Below are 19,708 nucleotides of genomic sequence, written 5' to 3' on the forward strand. Positions count from 1 at the left end.
GTCCCTGACGAAGAAGCGCTCATGGAGCTGTCCGAAAAGGATCTGACTACCCACCATTTCGTGTTCGGACAGACCAGGAGCGGTATGACCTCCAGTCACAACCGCAGGTGGACGCGGTGTTGGTTGACCGGCAACAGGCCTGTTGTTCAAAGCGACCTGTTTGACTCCAGCCACGACCAGGTCATCGGCAACGACACCCCCGAGCCATCGAATCCTGCCGACCTCTCGCGCGAGGGCAACGCGCAACTCGACGTCAAAGGCGTGCTCGGCATCGTATCGATGTCCACCGACATGCTGATTCAGATGGTCAAGTTGCAAGCGGATCTCAGCGAAGCTGGCGAAGAGCGTGACCGCGCCTTCTGGTTGGGGATGTGGGTCGGTAGCGTCGCCGGCGCCCTCGCAATGCTCGCCGGCTGGCTGATGGGACGCTGACATGCACCTCTCCGAGCCCTCATTCCTCCATTTCGTTTGGTTTTGGGTGACCTTCTTCGCCGTTCCCTTTCTTCCCTGTTTGGGCCCGTTTTTCGCGATGAACGCGTTCCACAAAGCAACGTCTTGGTGGAAGCGGTTCGCGCGAAGCCCTACGTCCCCGGGCAAGCTCGTGCGGGCGTTGTGGCATACGGCATGCCTCGGTCTGCTGACGTGGCTCTTGGCGACGTTCTTCATCCCCTTCTTCATCGGAACCTGGCTCAGGCCTTCCACCTACCTGCCCGTGACGAGCTTCCTCACCACTCTGCTGCTGGTGGGCTGCTGCTTCGGCTGGTTCAACACGCGCCGAGACACGACGTGGGAGCTTGAGGAACGATGAACCTGATCCTCACCACCGCCGCTGTCTTGTTCGGCTTCTTTGGGCCCGTGTCCTTCGTCCGCGCTTTCGAAGCGACCTCCATCGCATGGAAGAAGGCACGTCTCGACGAGCGCGGCTGGGCCACCGCGGGCCAGGGGGCCGCCTTATTCTGGAAGTGCCTCCAACTGGCGTTTTGGACCGTTGCCGTCGTGGGCATGGGCGCCACCCTCTACCTCCGCATGCAAAGCCTTGACTTCGACCCCGCAGCAAGCGTCTTGTTCAACGCCTGGCTCATCGGCTGCGCAACGTTCGTGTGGCTGCTCTTTGCCCGCAGCACGGTGGCCATGGGCGTCGCCTGGGTGGCCCTGCTCGCCCTGACGCACGCCACCGGCTACGTCTGGTTCTACGTCGCGTTGCTTGCGCTGTGGACCTTCGGAGTTGCCCGCACCGCGTGGCACGAGTTCGCCGCCAAGCAGGAACCGCAGGTATGACCCGCCCCCCAACGAGTCATTTCCTGCCAACCCATCGCTCGCCCGACGTCCATGATGGCGACTGGTTGTTCGAGGGCGTGGGTAGGAATGACCCACACTTGGAAATCCTCTACCGCGTTTCGCTGACCCAGCGCCTCGACGTCGATGCCATTGACCGTGCCTTGGACGCGCACCTGGCAGCGCATGGCGAGCTGGAGCAGGTGGCTTACGCGAAGGCCGCGTGCATGGGCTACGACCGCACGTTTCCGGTGGTAGAGGCTCAAGCCGACGATTCGGACTACGTGCGCGAGCACCGCGCATGGAATCCGCTCACGGCGCGGGAGCGGGCGTTCCAACCCGTCGGTCAGGCCAAAGCCTCTGCGGTCACGTCTGCGCCAGCGCGCATCACGCGGAAGTCGATCGGCTTGTAAGAAAAATTGTTCGACTGCCCCGCAGAGCAAGCGGTCATCGCCGCGATCAACGGCATCTCCGCGCGGAAACGCACGTAGTCCCCGGGCTTGCTCAACGGCGGCAGCACTGAGACCCTTCCGGCTTCGTCGAAAGCGACGTTCATGAAGACGTTGAAGGCGGTGGGAATGCGATCAATACCGATGCCGTAAGGCTCCAATGCCGCAGCCAAGTTGCCCTCGCACCCGGGGCGGCCTTCCTTCTCCCCGTAGAGCTTTTCGAACATTTTCTTGGAGCAAGGCGTCAGGGTGAAGTCGTGGCGCCCGCAGGTGTCTTCGACGATCGAGAACATGGGGTTGCTGCGATTGGAGTAGAGCGTATCCCCTGTGCTCAAGAACAGTTTCGATGCGTAGTCGATGGATCGCCCAGACGACAGGTATTCCGCGGTGTCTCCGCGCGCAAACGCCGTCAAGTCGCTGACCTGTTCGCCCTGCGGATCAACGATGATCAGCTCATCGCCTTCTTCAAGAACCACCGCTCGTCCGGAGCAGGGGGGAATGCGTGCGGCGTTCGAATCGAGTGACGTCACTTCGGGCTCCTGACGTGGAAGGGGCATGACCAGCCGGCTTCGGTCTTCCGACCGCTGTATTGACGCGTTTCGGCGGCAGCGCCGAAGTCTGCCAGGTTGGGATTGATGGATCCTTGAAGCGCGATGTCCCGCTCCCGGGTTGCGGCCTGCATCTTCTGATAGCGACCATCGGCGCGAAGCTTCTCGAACTGCTGATGCGAATTGAACACCAGGGCTGGGGTCACGAACTGGCGAGCCAGGCGAGAGGCGCCTGGGTGCAGGCCGATGACAAAGAACGCATGCCCCGCGAGGCTCAAACTGAAGTGCGGGTCATTGGGATCCCTGCTGACACCCTGTGCCCAACGTGTTCCGCGCTTCGCGTCCAGGTCATGCAGACGCTGGAGTTGCGACCAGAGCATGGCCTCGAATCGTTCTTCGTTCGTATCGACCGGATTGTTGAAAAGCGCAGCAAACGAATGAACGGTGGTGCTGTCCCCGGGCTGCTCTTCTACCATCCTTGCAAACGCGTCCAGCGCGTCCAGTAACGGAGCATCGTTGGTTCGTTCGCCCATTCTTCCGAACACATGGGGTTCGACAGCGCCCTTGGCCAACGCGGCCTTCGATCCGACGCATGGCCAGTCCGCTGCGCGAATTTTTTCGAAGAACTGCTCAGGCAGATCGCTTGCCTGGCGACCGTGCGCCGCCGCAGCGCGCATGGCATGAGGACAACGGGCGGGTGAGGGTGTCATGGGGATGCCGGAAAGCCTTGAGTGGGCCGCAGGCTATGCACGCTCGAGGAACGTGACCGTGTAATCCCGGAATTTTTTGTCTGAAGCGTTTAGCGCGTGGCAGGCGTTGTGTATTTTTCGCGAATCGCGAGGAAGTGAATGGCTGTGCCACTCGCTCGCTTCATCAATGGGTCGTTTCCAATTGATCATCGTCGATCGTGAAGCTGGTGATGCTGGCTGCGGACCGTCGTTCAAGAGATCGCTCAGGGCTCTTATCAGTGTGTGGCTGATTTGCGGCAGGGGTGGTCGAGGCGTTTAACGCCAACGCTGACCGCATGAGTTCAGGAGATGATTCGAGCTTCTGACACGGAGCAGCTGCCCCATGGCGTGTTGATCACCACGGGCGTATGGGTTTCCAGAGCGATGTCGGCGGCGATAGCGTGCGCGACCGCGATTGCCCCCAACGAGCCTTCAAAGGCCTCGCAATGCCTCTCTTCCGCAAAGACCTCAAACCGTCCGTTCTCCAGCTCCCTGATTTCGACCACGGGCTCCTCCTTGGATGCTTCGGATAGGCTCATCGTCCAAACTGCTCTCCATTGACGCTATCGGCTGAGGTCGATGGGTGGGGTCAGGAACCACCTACGCATGGAGCCCCAATGACGATGCAGTTCTCCTTCCTAGAGGCCCCCAGTGGGGTGGACCCTGCCCGGGCCCTCATCTACCTGTGGGAGGTCCTCGATCCAGCAGGCCAGGTGGTTGGCCGCTACGTCGGCAAGGCCAAGAATGGGGCGCACCGCCCTCGCATGGACTACCGCAAGAACGTCAACAACGTCCTCGCGGGTCGGCCCTACCGGCTCAACAAGCCCACTGCCTTCCGCGCCATCCATCGCACCATGGCCGAGGCCATCCAGTCGGGTCACACGCTTCGCCTGACCTTGTTATGCAACATCCCGGCTGGGGACAGCATCGATGCCATCGAGCAGATGTGGCAGCGGCACTACGGCCTGCGTTGATCAGTGGATCTTTGCTCCCATGCAAGGTGCCATCCATGGCGTTTCACGCCGGTCAAATGCCCGGAGTGATTTCCATGGGGAGCCCGCATGCAGCACGCGCCATGCGGGTGGAATCGAGTTGCAGGTCGGTCGTCGAAAGACTGCGCTGCATGCCAGCGAGCTTGCCGTTTTCAAAGATCGACACGTCGACGAAGCGGCCCGTGCACGACGCTACGTTGACCTTCCATGTCTCGAAGTGTTCACGCCCGTCCTCGGCGACGTATTTGACGTCCAGGGCACGCACGACGCTGCCTCGATCGTTCTCAAGCTTTGCGGTAGCAGGGGAATGGTAGATCGCCGGAGCGCCTGGGGCGGGCGTGACCAACGGTTGCCACACCGGAGGGGCAGCTTGCGCCAAGGGCGAGCTCAGAAGCGCGACAAGAACCAACTTCTTCATGGCTTTCTCGAAATAGAGGAGGGAGCGCAGGACTCAATTGGGATAGGCGACCCACTCGCCACTCTCCTTCGAGAAACGGAAGCGGTTGGTGAGCTCCATGGCCATGTTTCGGCCCATATGGCTGATGTGGGCTGTGCCGCCCACGTCGCACATCACACCATTGGCGTTCTCCGCCTTAACGCAGTTGGATAGGGCGAAGTTCTCGATGCGATCGAGCTTGCCGCCCCTCACTTCGTGCTCGTATGAGCGTGCGAGCGCTGACTGAGCGTCCTTATCAGATGGTTTGCTCGGTCCGCAGCCCGAGACGAGTAGCGCCAGGGCGCCGACTGCAAAAATCCGTTTCATGGTGCTTCCTTGTTCAACCAGGGCTTCAGAGGGTTAGGCGCAACTACATGGCGTGGGCTACCCAGTCGCCGCTTGCCTTCGAGTAGCGGAATCGGCCGTTCAACGGGATTTGCGCAGAGTGGCCCATCGTCCGGAGATTGACCGTGCCCGACGTGTCGCATGCGTAGCCGTCTGCGCCGTCGACCTTGGTGCAGCCATTGATGGCGAAGTTCTCGATAGTGGTGCCTTCACCACCCAGTGAGTGGTTGAAGAGCTTCGTTGCGGCCTGCTGGGCAGCACCCTTCGAGGGTGCGCCGCTGCAGCCTGCTGCGAAAAGAGCGATGACGCTGGCGATGAGGATCTTGTTCATGGGTTTCTTCCTTGTGCGCTATAGCTTGCTTACTGAGCCACGATTTCGAAAAGCTTCCGCGGGTTCTTGATGTCCCAGCGCTGGGGCTGCTGGACGGTGACGCGCGTGGGCGTGACCAACAACGTCTCCCTGTCGTCCCGCATTTCGGCCGCTTCGACTTTTCCGTAGACCTGGACCAGGTGCTGGCGCATGCCCTCCGAAACCCCCGATTCGATCTCACGTGCATCTGCTTCACCGTTCGGCGCGAAAGATGCAAAGAGTTCGCGCTGGTTGAACATCACCCGATAGCCCCTGGTCCCCATGTTGCCGCTGGGCGTGATGTAGGTCCGCTGACCGATGACCTCACTCAGCGGATAGGCGCCCTTGTCGAAGTCGAATTTCGGAATCTCGCTCTGAAAGTCGATCTTCACGTATGGATTGGTTTTGGCTTGCGCTATGCCTGCATTGATTTCCGACGTGATCTCCGCGAGTCGATCGCGCTTGTCGAAGGCGTCTTGGATGACGGAGTAGCCGGACCACCGATCGGCGAGCTTTTCGTAGGGCGGCGTTTGGCCGCTTACCGCGTAATACTGATAGATCGACGTCAGCGCATCGATTTCCTGGTAGTCACTTTCGGGGCGCTCGCTGAACTTCACGTCGGACGCAGCGTGTTCTCGGACGCACCGCCGAACCTGGACGTGGGCATGCACGTCACCATGCTTCGTCGAGCCCTCAAGGATCTTCTGAGCACTCTCAGCGCTGGTGGCTTGAAGCACCATCTCGGCATCCGAGCGCTTTTCGACACCCAGTGCCGGGATGGCCTCGGCAATGCCTGCGCTGCTGACCATGTCAGACACCAGCACGGTGCACACAAACGTGGACTTCTCGCCTCGGTCTGCATCCATCGCCGCCTTCATGCGGCCGGCGTCCCAGTCATCGCTCACGTGGTCGACCGTTGGGGTTTCGGAACCGTCAGACACGTTGGCGCTTCCCTCATCAGCGTCAGCCGCCTTATCTCCACAAGCTGAGAGAAACGCGAGGCTGGAGAGCAGAACAAGGAAGAGGGTGCGGTGGGTCATGCGAGTTGTCTTCATGAGGAGTATTTCTGTATTAGGACGGGCTCAACGGCCGCGGAGCAGGCGATCGAGCACGCGGCCCGCGCCCTCGGAGACAGCGTCGTTGACCGCTCCTTGGACCTGCCCTTGTGGTCGGACGCCAATGAAATTCACGGGGTAGTCGTTCAATCGACGAATCCGACCCTGGCCCACGTCTTCGAACGCCGAGAAGGTGGCATTGATATCGAAGCTTTCTCCGGCGGTCTCTCCGTCACGCATGTAGCGCACCGCGAAGAAGGTCACGCTCTGGGTCTGGCCGGGTCGCAGAACACCGGAGGTGTCGGCTCGCTTTTCATCCGACACAGCCATTCCGGTGACGCCGGCGACCCCCGTGTAATGCTCCCGATAGAGGGCGTAACCGTATCCACGGGAATCGGTCACGTTGTAGGACCGCCGCTTGTAGTTCAGCGCAATGGGAACCGATCCGTTGTTTCGGATTCGAAGCGTGGCGGTGACCCCGGTGTGCCTCGGCGTATGTCCCTTGGCGGGTCCGACTCGAAGAGACGCCACCTCGAACGACAGATCGCCCACTTGCTGGGCACTTGCTGTTGACGGGTCGATACCCTGGCTGGAGTTCTGTGCTGTGACAGTGCCCGCTGACATCACGAGTGCCGCTGCCAGTGTCGTGAGCACGATTGCGCGCCCGAAGTGTTGCTTCATTTCGTTCCCCTGTTCCGTGGGTTTGATCCACCGCTGAGGACGAAATATGGCTACCATCAAGCGATAGGGAAGCTTTCAAATTGGACTTGACAGGCAGGGAGTTGCCGTGGCCGACATGGATTCGTTGTTGCTCGATTTGTATGCGGGCGTCCGCGACCCGCACCGCCTGCGGACCTTCATCGCAGGCCTCACCCAGGAACTGGGTTGCCACACCGCCGCACTGACCCGGCGCGACAGTTCGCTGCGAACGGGCAGCGCCGTTGAAGCTGTTGGGTCGGCCGTGGATGCCGAGAACATCATTCGCTACGAGTCCGAATTCGTCGGCTCCAGCGACAACCTTTGGTATGAGCGTGCGAAATCCATGATGCGCACGGGTGCGGTCATCGTGGGTGACGAGCTCGCCACCTCCGAAGAGGTGCGCAGAACCCGCTACTACGCGGACTTCCTTCGCCATATCGACACGCAACACAGCGCCGGCTTGTGCGGCGTCATGGAAGGCTCGAAGGTCAGCATCCTCACCCTGTGCCGGTCTGCCCCGGCAGGGGCCTTCGAGTCCAGTCAGATCGCATTGCTGCGTAAGGTAGCCCCACACTGGGAGAACGCCTACGCGCTGCTGTCTCGGTTCGAGGAACTCGAGGCCAGCGATCGCAGCAACCTCCCCGCCTTGGTCGCGCTCGACGAACGTTTCCGGTGGATGAGCGGCAACAACGCAGCGTTTCTGCTGGCGAAGACGGGTGCTTGGCGCGGCGGGCCGGGTCAAGAACTTGAGCCGCTGAATCCGGTGTCGAAGGCCGCATGGCAAGCGGCCACACGCGGGTTGGCCCGACAGGGCGTCGTCGCAGCCATGCCCATCCCGATCTACAGCAAGGGTGGCGCTCCTGTGGGCTTCGCTTCCTTGAGACCCTACGGTCGCTTCGCGGAGGGTCAGAACCTTCCGCACTACGTCCTGACCGTCAACACGATCAGCTACGGCAGCAGCAGTGGTTTGCTCACGGGGTTGAAGGCCGTCTTTGGGCTGACGCCCTCAGAAGCAGCGCTGGCCGCAGCGCTCTACGAATCCGGGGACCTTGCGGACGCTGCAAATGCTCTCAGCATCTCGGTGCCCAGTGCTCGCACCCGCCTGCAGTCGGTGTTCCAGAAAACAGGCACTCGGCGGCAGATCGACCTGGTGCGGATGCTCGAGGCGTTGGTGGCGAGCTTGGGCTAGGCTTCTTAACGATCTGAGACCTGCTTTGGCGCCACTACACTTCTTTCAGCCAACTTTCTGGAGGGAGTTCTGTAGTAGGAGTGAGTCCGCTCCCGACTTCGATGACATGGCCATTGCTGTCTTCCAGCGTAAGCGAGAGGCCTCAAGTGAAGGTCCTAGAAGCGCATTGCTTCATCTTAAGCTTGCTGTTGCGCACTGGTCAGGCGCTCTCAAGCCGTGTTCTGCTGGCCCGCATGCGCCCCCATGATCGATACTTGGCGGCTAGCTCAAGAGGTCTTGCCGTATGCAACCAATTCGCAACTGTGCATGTCCGGTCGGGTGGGCTGTGCCGACTTACGCCGATAGGGCTGGCGCGAAAGCATGAACCCCGTTGAGATCGAAGAGGCCCTTTCCGAGCTAGCTGATAACCCGTTTAATCCCGCCGAGTTCCCTTTTCAGTTCCTGGCGGCGTTCGGCAACAACGCGCTGACACTCCAACGCTTGCGTAAGGTCGGGTCGGGCGGCACCAATCACTCGGACCTGGATGGAGGCGTTCTCCAGCGCAGCCACGTCCACTTGGCGGTGTGCGCACTGGGCAAGGTGCACGAAACGCTCGACGCCCTACGGGCCAGCCCGAAGAGCCGGCCCAACAAGGTCAAGCTGATCCTAGCCACCGACGGTGAAGCAGTGCAGGCCGAATACCTGGCCACCGGCGAGCCGCTGGCGTGCCCGTTCGCCCAACTGGCCGACCACTTCGGCTACTTCCTGCCGTTTGCCGGCATCACCACCATCCAGGAGATCAAGGACAACCCGATCGACGTCCGGGCGACGGGACGCTTGAACAAACTCTACGTAGAACTGCTGACTCACAATCCGGAGTGGGACACCGAGGAACGCCGCTCAGACATGAACCATTTCCTGGCGCGGCTCATCTTCTGCTTTTTCGCCGAGGACACGGACATCTTTCTCGGCGACAGCTTGTTCACGCGCACCGTGGATCGCATGACTGAGCCGGACGGCTCGAACACGCGCCAAGTGCTCGAAACGCTGTTCTCTACGATGAACCTGGAGGGTGCAGCCCGCGCCGCGGAAGATCTGCCAAGCTGGGCCCTGCCGTTTCCCTACGTCAACGGCGGGCTGTTCTCCGATCGCGTGGACGTTCCGCGCTTCACTCGCGCGGCCCGCTCCTACCTGCGGCGCGTGGGCGAGCTGAACTGGCGCCAGATCAATCCGGACATCTTCGGGTCGATGATCCAAGCGGTGGCCGACAAGGAGCAGCGCGGCTCGTTGGGCATGCACTACACCAGTGTCCCCAACATCCTCAAGGTGCTCAACCCGCTGTTCCTAGACGGATTGCGCGCACAGCTGGAGGCCGCCGGCGAGAACAAGACAAAGCTGCTGGCGTTGCGGCGGCGCATGGCCCACATCCGGGTTTTCGACCCCGCGTGCGGTTCGGGCAATTTCTTGGTTATCGCCTACAAGGAGATGCGCAAGCTCGAAGCCGAAGCGAACTGCCGCAGGGGGGAGGGAGACCGCAGGTCCGACATCCCGATCAACAACTTCCGCGGCATCGAGCTCAACGATTTCCCGGCAGAAATCGCGCGCTTGGCGCTCATCATTGCCGAATTCCAGTGCGATGTGCTCTACCGCGGCCAACAGCAAGCTCTGGCCACGGTCCTGCCGCTGGACAGCATGAACTGGATCACGCGCGGCAACGCCTTGCAGATCGACTGGCTGTCAGTGTGTCCACCCACCGGCACCGAGGTGAACATTCAGGGTGATGACCTGTTCACAGCGCCCAATGATCAACCCGATATCGATTTTGAGAACGAAGGCGGGGAGACCTATTTGTGCGGCAACCCGCCGTATGTTGGATCCAACACCAAGCCGCCCAAGGGAGCCTCCAAGGAACAGAAGGCCCGCATGAAGCGCGAGTCCGAGCTACGCAAGGCCGACATGAAAGCTATATTCGGCAAGCGCACTACAAAATGGGGATCCCTCGACTACGTCGCGGCGTGGTTCATGAAAGCCGCTGACTACGGCAGGGCCACGAAGGCAGCATCGGCATTCGTATCCACCAACTCCATTTGCCAAGGGAGGCAAGTAGCCACGCTCTGGCCCCTTGTTTTTGACACGGGCCACGCTATTGCCTTCGCCCACACCTCCTTCAAGTGGAAGAACCTCGCGACAAAAAATGCGGGCGTGTCCGTTGTCATTGTTGGCATTTCTAACGCGCCCACAAAGGAGCGGTTGCTCTACAGCAGCGGCGAGGACGGCCAGACCCTCCTTAAGGCAACCGATAACATCAACGCCTATCTGTTGGCCGGCCCAAACGTGTTCGTGGTGGAGCGCTCTCACACCCTGAGCGACCTAGCGACCATGAATTTCGGAAGCATGCCCAATGACGGTGGTGGGTTATTGCTGAAAGAAGATCAAGCCGAGGACGCCGTTCGGAATCATGCGGTTCCGCGCCGATTTGTTCGAACGTTTTTGGGGTCTGAGGAAGCGATCAACGGTAAGCGGCGCCGATGTGTTTGGATTCGTGAGGATGACCGCTCGGAAGCGTGTGCAAATGCATGGCTCGCTTTTCGTTTCTCTATCGTGCAGGCGCACAGGCAGGCTAGCGATCGCCCAACGACCCAATCGCTCGCGAGAGTTTCATACCGTTTTGCCGAGGTGAGGCAAACAGGAAATGAGACGCCCATTGTCGTTCCGTTGGTTAGTTCAGAGAATCGCGAATACTTGCCGTGGGCTTTGGGGAACGTCGGAGATATTGTTTCTAATCTCGCCGCTACCCTACTGGATGCGCCACTTTGGAACGCTGCAATCTTGGCTTCGCGCCTGCATTTGGTTTGGATCGGAACTGTTTGTGGAAAGTTTAAAACAGACTTTCGCTATTCCAACACCTTGGGCTGGAATACGTTTCCCGTTCCGAAACTCACCGATCAACAGAGGGCTGAACTTACAGGTTGTGCCGAAGAAATATTGCTTAGGCGGGAAGTTCACTTTCCCCAAACCATCGCGGAGCTCTACGACAAGATGCCGGAGGACTTGCGCCGGGCACACGAACGCAATGACGAAGTGCTGGAGCGGATCTACATTGGGCGGCGTTTCCGCAACGACACTGAGCGGCTGGAAAAGCTGTTCGAGCTCTACACGAAGATGACGGCCGCGCAGGGCATGTCGAAAGCCAGGGGGAGAAAGGCATGACGGACGACAATCCGACTGAGCAGCACACGGTGCCTTCCGTCGAGGTGGCATTGGCGCGCACCGGCACGGCCAGCAAGGTGGATGCTTACGGCATGCGCCCCATGCAGGCCCGCGCGTTCGCCAGCCGCGGCGCGCAATACCTGTTGATCAAGTCGCCGCCCGCATCGGGAAAGTCCCGCGCGTTGATGTTTATCGCGCTGGACAAGCTCCAGAACCAAGGCTCGAAGCAGGCCATCATCGTGGTGCCCGAGCGGTCCATCGGCGGCAGCTTCGCCGACGAGCAGCTAACTGCGCACGGATTCTGGGCGGACTGGGTCGTGCGCCCGCAATGGAACCTGTGCAATGCACCCGGAGAGGACAACGGCAAGGTGGCGCCCTCCAAGGTCAAGGCCGTAGGCACGTTCTTGGCCAGCGACGACACCGTCTTGGTGTGCACGCATGCCACCTTCCGGTTCGCCGTGGACGAGTTCGGCATCGAGGCGTTCGACGGGCGGCTTATCGCCGTGGACGAATTCCACCACGTCAGCAGCAACCCGGACAACAAGCTGGGCTCGCAGTTGGGCCAGCTCATCGCGCGCAACCAAGTCCACGTGGTCGCGATGACTGGATCTTACTTCCGCGGGGACGCGGTGGCAGTGCTGGCGCCCGCGGACGAGGCGCGCTTCGAGACGGTGTCCTACACCTACTACGAGCAACTCAACGGCTACACCTATCTCAAGTCGCTCAAGATCGGCTACTTCTTCTACACGGGCCGATATCTGGACGCGATCATGAAGGTGCTGACTCCGAGCCTGAAAACTATCGTCCACATTCCCAACGTCAATGCCCGGGAAAGCCTCAAAGACAAGCATCGCGAGGTGGAGGAAATCATGTCCCGGCTGGGCGAGTGGATGGGCTTGGACCCGGCGACGGGCTTCCACCTGATCCAGGTGCCGGACGGACGCGTCCTTAAGGTGGCGGACCTTGTCGACGACAGCGACGAGGCGCAGCGCTCTCGGGTGCTGTCCGCGCTGAAAGATCCGGCGCATAAAAACGACCGCGGCCACGTGGACATTATTATTGCGCTGGGGATGGCCAAGGAAGGGTTCGACTGGATTTGGTGCGAACACGCCCTGACTATCGGCTACCGCAGCAGCCTCACCGAGATCATCCAGATCATCGGTCGGGCTACTCGAGACGCCCCTGGCAAGGAGCTGTCTCGCTTCACCAATCTCATTGCAGAGCCCGCCGCCGACGAGGCGGTGGTGGTCGACGCGGTCAACGACACCCTCAAGGCCATCGCGGCCAGCCTGCTAATGGAGCAGGTGTTGGCCCCGCGCTTCGAGTTCACGCCCAAGAACTCCGGTGAAAAGCAGGGCTTCGACTACGGCGAACAGGGCTACAAGGCAGGCGGCACCAACGTGGGCATCAATGCAGCCACGGGCCAGGTCCACGTTGAAATAGGCGGCCTAGCCATGCCCAGCTCTTCGGAAGCCGCCCGCATTTGCCGCGAGGACTTGAACGAGGTTATTACCACTTTCATCCAAGACAAGACGGCTCTTGAGCGCGGGCTTTTCGACAAGGAAAACACGCTGCCCGAGGATCTTACGCAAGTTCAACTGGGCAAGATTGTGCGCGACCGCTATCCGGAGTTGAGCGACGTGGACCAGGAGGCGGTGCGCCAGCACGCCATCGCCGCGCTCAACGTAACTCAGCAGGCAAAGCAGAGGCTGGCCGAAGACGACGCCCAAAGCGAGACGGGCAACACCTCGCTCATCGACGGCGTGCGTAAATTCGTTAACGTCCGCGACCTCAGCATCGATCTTATCGACCGGATCAACCCTTTCGACGCAGCCTACGCAGTGTTGGCTAAAGCCATGGACGAGAGGGTGCTGCGTCAAGTCCAAGCCAGCATCTCTGCCAAGCGCGTGGCTATCGCCTATGACGAGGCCAAGGCATTGGCTCTGCGCGCCCGTGCTTTCCAAGCTGAGAAAAAACGGCCACCGGACATCACGTCTACCGACCCATGGGAGCGCAAGATGGCCGAGGGCGTGGTGGCCTTGGGCAAGCACGTCCAGCAGCGCAAGGCCGCAGAGGGTGCGGGCCGTGGCTGACACCGAGGACGACGAGGCACTGCTGGCCGAACTGGGCCACGTGCTGGCCCCGGTCAAGGCCACCGAGCGCACGGCCCAGGAGGAACGCTTACTGGCGGGCTTCCAGGAAGTGTCGCGCTTCGCCGGTGCCCATGGGCGCGCGCCCCAGCACGGCGAGGATCGCCCCATCGGCGAGCGCCTGCTAGCGGTGCGCTTAGACCGCCTGCGCGCGCTGACGCAGGCGCATCCGCTGCTACTGCCTATGGACAGTTACGGGCTGCTCCTAGAGCCGTCCAGCTTGCCCTCGGACGAGGCGTTGGATGCGGTGGATGATGAGGCGTTGCTAGCTGACCTCGGGGCACCTTTGAGCAGCGAGGACGACATCACCCAGCTGCGCCACGTCCGCTCGTTCGAGGAACGCAAGGCTGCCGAGGAGGTGGCGAACCGCACCCCGTGCGCGGACTTCGACCGCTTCGCACCGTTGTTCCAGCGAGTGGAGCATGACCTCCGGACGGGCATGCGCAAGACGCTGCGCTTCGGGCGTGACGCCAGCGTTGCCGAAGGCAACTTCTTCGTCCTGGGCGGACAGATGGCGTTCGTAACCGAGATGGGGGAGATGTTCCGCACGCCGAATGGCGAGCCCGATGCCCGGATGCGGGTCATCTTCTCCAACGGCACCGAAAGCAATCTGCTCCAGCGCTCCTTGCAGCGAGCGCTTTACAAGGACGACACCGGCCGACGTATCACCGACAACGACCAAGGGCCTCTGTTCGGCGACACGCTCGAGCCCGACGACATCGTCCACGGCACCATCTACGTTCTGCGCAGCAACTCGCGCAACGACTACGTGGCCGAGCACCGCCAGCTAATTCACAAGATTGGGATCACCGGCGGAAAGGTCGAAACCCGTGTCGCCAACGCGGCCAAGGATCCGACCTACATGCTCGCCGGCGTGGAGGTGGTGGCCACCTACCAGCTGTCCAACCTCAACCGCACGCGTCTGGAAAACCTCTTCCACCGCATTTTCCAGTCGGCCCGATTGGATCTGACGATACAGGACCGCTTCGGCAACCCGGTGAAGCCGCGCGAGTGGTTCTTGGTGCCGCTCCACGTCATCGACGAGGCGGTGCGGCGCATCCAAGACGGGTCGATCACCGACTACGTCTACGATGCGAGCCACGCAGCACTGGTGCGCCAAGACTGACATGGCGCCACTGGACAATAGAGCGTTGGAGCGTTGCCTCGGCGCGGCCTACATCTTGTTGAAGGAGAGTGGCCGTGAGGACGCTGCCGATTTGCTTCGCACGTCGGCTGCGTCCATCCAGCACGACGCTCATGACAACCTGAACGGTGGGACTAATTACTGGAACGTGGTCCTGGAAGTGGGCGCGCCCGAATTCGCTCGTTTGCGCTCCAAGATCAAGATCATCGAGGAGCAAATCGGCGAGGCGTTGTCCGAGGCCATCCCGCCCACTGGGGTGGACTTCTACGCCGCCAAACTGGTGCCTATCTTGGGGCAGGACGAGGACTGGCGCGCTTCGTCGCCATCAAGCATTCCTCGAAAGGTTCGCCAAAACATCCTCGACGGCATACGGCTGGAACAGGTGAACGTGTTCGGCGTCCTGGACGACACGGAGTTTCTTAGCCGAATTTACGAGCTCCGCCGCTTGCCATCTTATGACTCTCGTTACAAGGACGCGGCCGGGGACATCTACCAGCATCGGGTCAACAACGACGACTGGGACAGCTATTGGATCTTCGACGACGATCGATTCCCATTATTAGATGGGCCGGCCGATACGTTTCTGCGATTCCTGTCGGAACTGGTCCACCCGGTCGTGCGGCCTGATCGCGAGGAGGCGGCCCGAATCGTCGATCACTTCAACGACCAGCTGCGACGAGCGGGTTGGGAATTGGTCGAGGTAGAGCGCATTGCGGGACGGGCACGGTATGAGCCACGGCCGGCGAGTTCGAGCGGTCGTGGCGCATTCGAACGGGCCCGGTCGGTAGCGGATTCGTTGGATGCCGGGGCCATCGCCAAGCAAATTCAACGCATGGAGTATGCGGTAGAGAGGGATCCTGAGTTAGCGATTGGGAGCGCGAAAGAGCTGGTTGAGTCGTGCTGCAAGACCATCTTAGGCAAGCTCGGAATTGAGATCGGCAAGTCCGACGACATGAACGATTTGGCCAAGAAGTTGGCCAAGAGTTTGGACTTGGTGCCCGAAGGAATTGATGATCAGGCGAAGGGTGCGGATTGCATAAAACGAATACTCAGCAACCTCAATCAGATTGCTGGCAATCTCGCTAACCTTCGTCGTCTGTATGGCACCGGACACGGAAAAGCTGGCCAGCACCGTGGGCTCCAACCACGACACGCAAGGTTGGCTGTTGGCTCAGCCGTTGCCTTCGTTGATTTCGTCACGGAGACCTATCGAGATCGGCAGTCCAAGGCGCAACCAGTAGAAAAGGAGCAAGCGCGAGAGAGTTGAAAGTGGTTTGCCATACTGGCGCGTCTGCAAGAAGGGCATTCCACTTGAGCATTGAAGCTGACATCAACGAGCAGATCGACCGAATGAGGCATCGCGTTGTGCCCGCCAGTGAAGGCGTGCCAGTTTGGTTGGAGATCAGCAACGACGCGCAAGGTCAGGTCAAGCCAGAACTCGAACCGCAAAGGAACCGCTACCTCGAGCTGATGGATTTCGGAGAGCACGACCCCATCACCGATCCAGAGGACGAGCGTTGGGCAACCTACAACCGCCCCACTGAGGACCGGTTTGGCGGGGCAATCGGCATTGACGACCCTGTCCTTCTGAGGAGCTTTCACGCTGATGATCTTGCACTCGCGCTGGCTGTGCGGCGTGCGAAGTTCAAGCAACGCGTGCTTGATGGCGTGGCACTGCGCGAAACGGGGCAGGTGGGTGAGCGTTTCTTAAGTGATGCCGAGATGGACGAGGGCAAGGCCCACTGGCGCATGTCGCTGCGTTGGGTTCTTCCAAAAGAGCTGGCCAACCTTGACGCAAGCGTTCGAGATTCAGTCGACGGCATGCGCTTGGCGGTCAGCCACGAGCGACGCGAAGTGGTGTTAGTGACCGACCATCGCGAAGACGGGTTCTCAGCCATGGAAGCCGTGCGCGCCATGGTGCGCTGTCCCGAAGTGCCCGAGCATAGCTACGCTGTGCGCGTGGTTGTGGTGGTCTTCATGGACACTGAGCATTCCGACCCGTTCCTGGCGAACCCCTACGAGATGGTCACCCTGACCCACTACGCGCCGGAGAGCGTGGTTCTTGTGGGATGCGGGGATGCGGCCAACGAGGCGCTAGATCGAGCCGTGAAAGGCGGGGAGGACACCATCGCCGACCTACATGAGCGCGCCATTGAATTTTTCTCCCGCTGGCTACGAGCGGACGATCCCAAGGGGCAGCAATTGGAAGGCTGGACGACCTTGGTTGGAAGAGCGTTGCATGAAGATCATCTGCGGCATCGCGAAAGCCCCTTCGAAGCACTGAAGGAGGCTCTCTCTCGCATCCCATTGGATGATCGCGCCCAGCTTGCCGGCGATCACTACCTCTACCTCCGCAGCCTTTTGAGAAGCGATGATCGAGAGGATATGCCCCGGCGCCTGTCCTTCAAGCACAACGTCTTCGAAGTCCAAACGGATGCATGAGCGCTACCGCACCCTCATGAGTTGGTCCCAACGGGTCGTGTAGGCCGGCGACAACGCGCTCTGATTCATTCGCCATGCCGGCGCCTGGAGGGCCTTGCCCTTTGGGCGCCACCCCGAGGCCGCGAATTGCATGGTCCGGCGTCCGAACTTCTGATTGACCTCGTCCAGCACACCCATGAGCGGGGACGCCCGTTGGTCGACGCCCGAGAACAGGTCGCCTTGCTGGATGTCCGTGTTGCTCAAGTCGAGCAGTCCGACGCCGGCCTTCTTCCAGCGGTAGCCGGGCTTCCACAACGCTTTCGCCAGGCCATTGGCGACCATCAAGACTTCGCGCGTGTCTTGTGTCGAACGGATGAAGCGGAAGGCCTTGGAGGGATGGTATTGCGGGACATCGGGTTTGAAGGGGTTGGTATGGAAGAACAGCCACACGCCCCCGGCCTGCAGCGACCGGGCACGCAGCTTCTCGCACGCACGCTGGGCGAAGGTCGACACCGCCTGCTGGAGGTCTTCCAGCGATTCCACCTCGCGTCCGAACGACCGCGACACGACGATCTGCTTGCGGTCCGGCTCGCTCTCCTCGAGCTCCGCACACACCACGCCTTGGAGCTCGCGCTGGGTGCGCGCCAACACCACGCCATACCGCGAGCGCAGCGTGTCCCCATCGGCCCGGGCCAGGTCGGCGGCCGTCAGGATGCCGTCGTTGCCTAAGCGCGCGGCCCACTTCCTCCCCACGCCCCAGAGGTCCTCAATGGGGAACGACTCGAGTTCTGGTGACCCGGGCAGGGCGGTGAGCACGCCATGCGAGGTCTTCTTCGCACGTTTGTTCGCGAGCTTGGCCAAGGTCTTCGTGGGCCCAATCCCAACGCAACACGGGATGCCCGTCCACTTCAGGATTCGCGCCCGGGCTTCGCGCGCCACGCGTTCTCGATCGGTCTCGCGGATGCCATCGAACGTCACGAACGATTCGTCGATGGAATAGACCTCGACCTGTGCGAACAGGTCGCGAAGTAGAGACACAACCCGGCCGCTGAGGTCGCCATAGAGACCGAAGTTCGCTGACAGCACCTTGAGCTGCCGGCGCACGTTCGGCTCAACCAGGTGGATGGGCTCGCCCATGCGGATGCCCAGCGCCTTGGCTTCGTTCGACCTCGCGATCGCGCAGCCATCGTTGTTGCTCAATATGACCACGGGCTGGCCGCGCAGCGAGGGGTTGAAGACCCGCTCGCAAGAGGCGTAAAAGTTGTTTCCGTCGACCAAGCCGAACATGGAGTTCAATGTGTCCAAGGGATCTAAGAAATCTTCCGCTCAACTAGATATTGGGAGCGATGAGTGGAACGCTGCGAAAGCACGTGAGGCACAGGAGGAAAAGCAGCGCTCGGAGCGTGAGGCCGCAGAGGTGGAACGAAAAGAGCGTCAGCGGCGCGTCGAAGAGGTGGAGGAAAGACGGGAAAAGCTGAAGGAAATCGTCCCGCCCGATAAGAGAATCAGTGAGGAAGACGAGAAGCCTGAGCCGCCGATCATGTGATGCACTAGCGCCTCAACTGCTTTCGAAAGCTCCAGGTCACTACCCCCCAGACGTCGAGCTCCACGTCCTCGGCCACGCGGATCGGCGCTGACTCCCGGTTGCCCGAATGGAGCTCGTAGCAGCCCGCGCGAAGGCGCAAGAGTTTGACGGTGAAGCCCCCCTCCCAGTTGACCATGACGATGTCCCCAGGTCGCGCCGTTTTGCTTCGGTCCACCACCAGCGTGTCGCCCGGGAAGATACCGAAATCGACCATGCTCGTGCCCGTGTCGGCCTCGACGAAGAACGTAGCCACTGGGTTGTCGATGCACCGCTGGTTGAGGTCCAGAACGTCGTTGGCGCCGTAGAAATCTTCGGCAGGCGACGGGAAGCCGCATGTCGCGCGCACTGGCAGCAACGGCAGGGGCATCGGTAGGGCGCGGAGGTCGGCGGCACCCAAGAAGCCAAGGGGAAGAGGTGAGGACATGGGGCGGAGTCTCCGAAGGGGCCGTATCACCCGGTGAGACTTCCACCGGGTCAACAGCTTAGGGACGGGGCCAGATCGTTCGCCACTCGTATTTCGCTGAACAGGCTGGCGGTCTGTCAGGAGAGCGGCTAATTTGTGCGCCTTGCTCAAGGACAGGGGGAGCGATGAACAACGCTGGGGCCAACGGAACAGGCTGGTTGGGCCTGCTGTGGGGTGCGCTGATGCGCATCTGGGGGAGCATTCCCGAACGCAGCAGGGATAAGATCATCGAGTCGATCGTGGATGGCTTCACTGGAGTTCTCGGAGCCTTCTTCGATCGGGTGACCAAGGGCGCGCGCTTTGATGGTGCAAACACCGACAAGGGCGAGGCAGCAGCATGACGAACGTTCCAGAGTCGCTTTACGAATCCATGCAGCAAGACGCTGACGGGGGCAAGGCCGAAGGCGTGCAGAAAGTGATGGGCAGCGAGCTGCAGGCGGCGGGCGTGCCAACTAAGGTGAACACCGAACTGGCAAGCCTCGCACCATCTCTGTTGCGCTTGCTCGGTAGCGCCAGCTTCGGGGAGCAAACAGTGGGCCTAGTCTCGTCACCAGACTTCCTGAAGTCGTTCTCCGACGACCTGGGCGTTCCCCAGCCGGAGGAGAGTCGCGATGCGTTCATCGCGCGCGGCAAAGACGTGCTGCGAGACAAGCTCAGGAAGGCGCTGAAGGCCTGACAGCGACCCGGCCGA

At 61.1% G+C, this 19,708-nt stretch carries 24 protein-coding genes; 14 read left to right on the forward strand and 10 right to left on the reverse strand.

Features of this window, described 5'->3' with window-relative positions; translation table 11 throughout:
• Nucleotides 1–21 precede the first annotated feature (21 nt).
• The 4 genes from AC3A4E_RS06810 to AC3A4E_RS06825 all read left to right on the forward strand — a co-directional run bounded on the left by AC3A4E_RS06810 (nt 22) and on the right by AC3A4E_RS06825 (nt 1,688).
• The gene (locus AC3A4E_RS06810) at nt 22–432 is read left to right on the forward strand and encodes a hypothetical protein (RefSeq protein WP_487630751.1); all 411 of its coding nucleotides are present in this window, start codon (nt 22–24) and stop codon (nt 430–432) included.
• 1 nt (nt 433) lies between these two features.
• Nucleotides 434–808 carry a hypothetical protein gene (locus AC3A4E_RS06815; RefSeq protein ID WP_487630752.1) on the forward strand — a complete coding sequence of 125 codons (375 nt, stop codon included), beginning with the start codon at nt 434–436 and terminating at the stop codon, nt 806–808.
• Nucleotides 805–1,278, forward strand: coding sequence for a hypothetical protein (locus tag AC3A4E_RS06820; protein ID WP_487630753.1), 474 nt, complete (start codon nt 805–807; stop codon nt 1,276–1,278). Before AC3A4E_RS06815 ends, AC3A4E_RS06820 begins: the two co-directional genes overlap by 4 nt.
• 98 nt (nt 1,279–1,376) lie before the next feature.
• On the forward strand, nt 1,377–1,688 hold the full coding sequence (locus AC3A4E_RS06825) for a hypothetical protein (RefSeq protein ID WP_487630754.1): 312 nt from the start codon (nt 1,377–1,379) through the stop codon (nt 1,686–1,688).
• Here AC3A4E_RS06825 and AC3A4E_RS06830 read toward each other — a convergent pair.
• The 3 genes from AC3A4E_RS06830 to AC3A4E_RS06840 all read right to left on the reverse strand — a co-directional run bounded on the left by AC3A4E_RS06830 (nt 1,622) and on the right by AC3A4E_RS06840 (nt 3,539).
• Entirely contained in the window at nt 1,622–2,254 is a 633-nt protein-coding gene (locus AC3A4E_RS06830; protein ID WP_487630755.1) for a DUF1989 domain-containing protein, read from the reverse strand. The two genes, AC3A4E_RS06825 and AC3A4E_RS06830, sit on opposite strands and share 67 nt — an antisense overlap.
• Complete coding sequence (gntA, locus tag AC3A4E_RS06835; protein WP_487630756.1) at nt 2,251–2,949, reverse strand: guanitoxin biosynthesis heme-dependent pre-guanitoxin N-hydroxylase GntA; 699 nt, start codon at nt 2,947–2,949, stop codon at nt 2,251–2,253. The genes AC3A4E_RS06830 and gntA overlap by 4 nt, the downstream gene beginning before the upstream one ends.
• A gap of 353 nt (nt 2,950–3,302) precedes the next feature.
• Nucleotides 3,303–3,539 (reverse strand): hypothetical protein, encoded by a 237-nt coding sequence (locus AC3A4E_RS06840; RefSeq protein ID WP_487630757.1) that lies wholly within the window; start codon nt 3,537–3,539, stop codon nt 3,303–3,305.
• Between the two features lie 78 nt (nt 3,540–3,617).
• Between AC3A4E_RS06840 and AC3A4E_RS06845 the strand changes: the two genes are divergently transcribed.
• The gene (locus tag AC3A4E_RS06845; protein ID WP_487630758.1) at nt 3,618–3,974 is read left to right on the forward strand and encodes a hypothetical protein; all 357 of its coding nucleotides are present in this window, start codon (nt 3,618–3,620) and stop codon (nt 3,972–3,974) included.
• A 52-nt stretch (nt 3,975–4,026) separates the two neighbouring features.
• On the opposite strand, the gene AC3A4E_RS06850 is transcribed toward AC3A4E_RS06845, so the two are convergent.
• From AC3A4E_RS06850 to AC3A4E_RS06870, 5 genes are read right to left on the reverse strand one after another with little or no spacing between them, the layout of a single operon-like run.
• Nucleotides 4,027–4,410: a hypothetical protein gene (locus tag AC3A4E_RS06850; RefSeq protein ID WP_487630759.1), complete on the reverse strand. Its 384-nt coding sequence runs from the start codon at nt 4,408–4,410 to the stop codon at nt 4,027–4,029.
• Nucleotides 4,411–4,443: 33 nt separating this feature from the next.
• The gene (locus AC3A4E_RS06855; protein WP_487630760.1) at nt 4,444–4,755 is read right to left on the reverse strand and encodes a hypothetical protein; all 312 of its coding nucleotides are present in this window, start codon (nt 4,753–4,755) and stop codon (nt 4,444–4,446) included.
• 43 nt (nt 4,756–4,798) lie between these two features.
• The gene (locus AC3A4E_RS06860) at nt 4,799–5,104 is read right to left on the reverse strand and encodes a hypothetical protein (protein WP_487630761.1); all 306 of its coding nucleotides are present in this window, start codon (nt 5,102–5,104) and stop codon (nt 4,799–4,801) included.
• A gap of 29 nt (nt 5,105–5,133) precedes the next feature.
• Nucleotides 5,134–6,162, reverse strand: a complete 1,029-nt coding sequence (locus AC3A4E_RS06865; protein WP_487630762.1) for a hypothetical protein — start codon at nt 6,160–6,162, stop codon at nt 5,134–5,136.
• Between the two features lie 42 nt (nt 6,163–6,204).
• Nucleotides 6,205–6,858: a hypothetical protein gene (locus tag AC3A4E_RS06870; protein WP_487630763.1), complete on the reverse strand. Its 654-nt coding sequence runs from the start codon at nt 6,856–6,858 to the stop codon at nt 6,205–6,207.
• Between the two features lie 106 nt (nt 6,859–6,964).
• Here AC3A4E_RS06870 and AC3A4E_RS06875 point away from each other — a divergent pair, with 106 nt between their 5' ends.
• The 6 genes from AC3A4E_RS06875 (at nt 6,965) to AC3A4E_RS06900 (ending at nt 16,990) form a co-directional block, all read left to right on the forward strand.
• A complete protein-coding gene (locus AC3A4E_RS06875) occupies nt 6,965–8,065 on the forward strand; it encodes a helix-turn-helix transcriptional regulator (RefSeq protein ID WP_487630764.1) in 1,101 nt (366 codons plus the stop codon).
• Between the two features lie 360 nt (nt 8,066–8,425).
• A complete protein-coding gene (locus AC3A4E_RS06880; RefSeq protein ID WP_487630765.1) occupies nt 8,426–11,254 on the forward strand; it encodes a class I SAM-dependent DNA methyltransferase in 2,829 nt (942 codons plus the stop codon).
• On the forward strand, nt 11,251–13,347 hold the full coding sequence (locus AC3A4E_RS06885; RefSeq protein WP_487630766.1) for a DEAD/DEAH box helicase: 2,097 nt from the start codon (nt 11,251–11,253) through the stop codon (nt 13,345–13,347). The genes AC3A4E_RS06880 and AC3A4E_RS06885 overlap by 4 nt, the downstream gene beginning before the upstream one ends.
• Nucleotides 13,340–14,530, forward strand: coding sequence for a GIY-YIG nuclease family protein (locus AC3A4E_RS06890; RefSeq protein WP_487630767.1), 1,191 nt, complete (start codon nt 13,340–13,342; stop codon nt 14,528–14,530). The genes AC3A4E_RS06885 and AC3A4E_RS06890 overlap by 8 nt, the downstream gene beginning before the upstream one ends.
• A 1-nt stretch (nt 14,531) precedes the next feature.
• On the forward strand, nt 14,532–15,815 hold the full coding sequence (locus AC3A4E_RS06895; protein ID WP_487630768.1) for an abortive infection family protein: 1,284 nt from the start codon (nt 14,532–14,534) through the stop codon (nt 15,813–15,815).
• A 44-nt stretch (nt 15,816–15,859) separates the two neighbouring features.
• The gene (locus AC3A4E_RS06900) at nt 15,860–16,990 is read left to right on the forward strand and encodes a hypothetical protein (RefSeq protein ID WP_487630769.1); all 1,131 of its coding nucleotides are present in this window, start codon (nt 15,860–15,862) and stop codon (nt 16,988–16,990) included.
• Between the two features lie 3 nt (nt 16,991–16,993).
• On the opposite strand, the gene AC3A4E_RS06905 is transcribed toward AC3A4E_RS06900, so the two are convergent.
• The gene (locus AC3A4E_RS06905) at nt 16,994–18,256 is read right to left on the reverse strand and encodes a Y-family DNA polymerase (RefSeq protein WP_487630770.1); all 1,263 of its coding nucleotides are present in this window, start codon (nt 18,254–18,256) and stop codon (nt 16,994–16,996) included.
• Between AC3A4E_RS06905 and AC3A4E_RS06910 the strand changes: the two genes are divergently transcribed.
• Nucleotides 18,255–18,515 carry a hypothetical protein gene (locus AC3A4E_RS06910; RefSeq protein WP_487630771.1) on the forward strand — a complete coding sequence of 87 codons (261 nt, stop codon included), beginning with the start codon at nt 18,255–18,257 and terminating at the stop codon, nt 18,513–18,515. The two genes, AC3A4E_RS06905 and AC3A4E_RS06910, sit on opposite strands and share 2 nt — an antisense overlap.
• Before the next feature lie 4 nt (nt 18,516–18,519).
• Here AC3A4E_RS06910 and AC3A4E_RS06915 read toward each other — a convergent pair whose 3' ends face one another.
• Nucleotides 18,520–18,978 (reverse strand): LexA family protein, encoded by a 459-nt coding sequence (locus tag AC3A4E_RS06915; RefSeq protein WP_487630772.1) that lies wholly within the window; start codon nt 18,976–18,978, stop codon nt 18,520–18,522.
• A 164-nt stretch (nt 18,979–19,142) separates the two neighbouring features.
• On the opposite strand from AC3A4E_RS06915, the gene AC3A4E_RS06920 reads away from it, so the two are divergent.
• Both AC3A4E_RS06920 and AC3A4E_RS06925 read left to right on the forward strand, forming a co-directional pair.
• On the forward strand, nt 19,143–19,358 hold the full coding sequence (locus AC3A4E_RS06920) for a hypothetical protein (RefSeq protein WP_487630773.1): 216 nt from the start codon (nt 19,143–19,145) through the stop codon (nt 19,356–19,358).
• On the forward strand, nt 19,355–19,693 hold the full coding sequence (locus AC3A4E_RS06925) for a hypothetical protein (protein ID WP_487630774.1): 339 nt from the start codon (nt 19,355–19,357) through the stop codon (nt 19,691–19,693). Before AC3A4E_RS06920 ends, AC3A4E_RS06925 begins: the two co-directional genes overlap by 4 nt.
• The last annotated feature ends 15 nt before the right edge of the window (nt 19,694–19,708 follow it).

The organism is Luteimonas sp. Soil_N_1 (genome assembly GCF_057656255.1).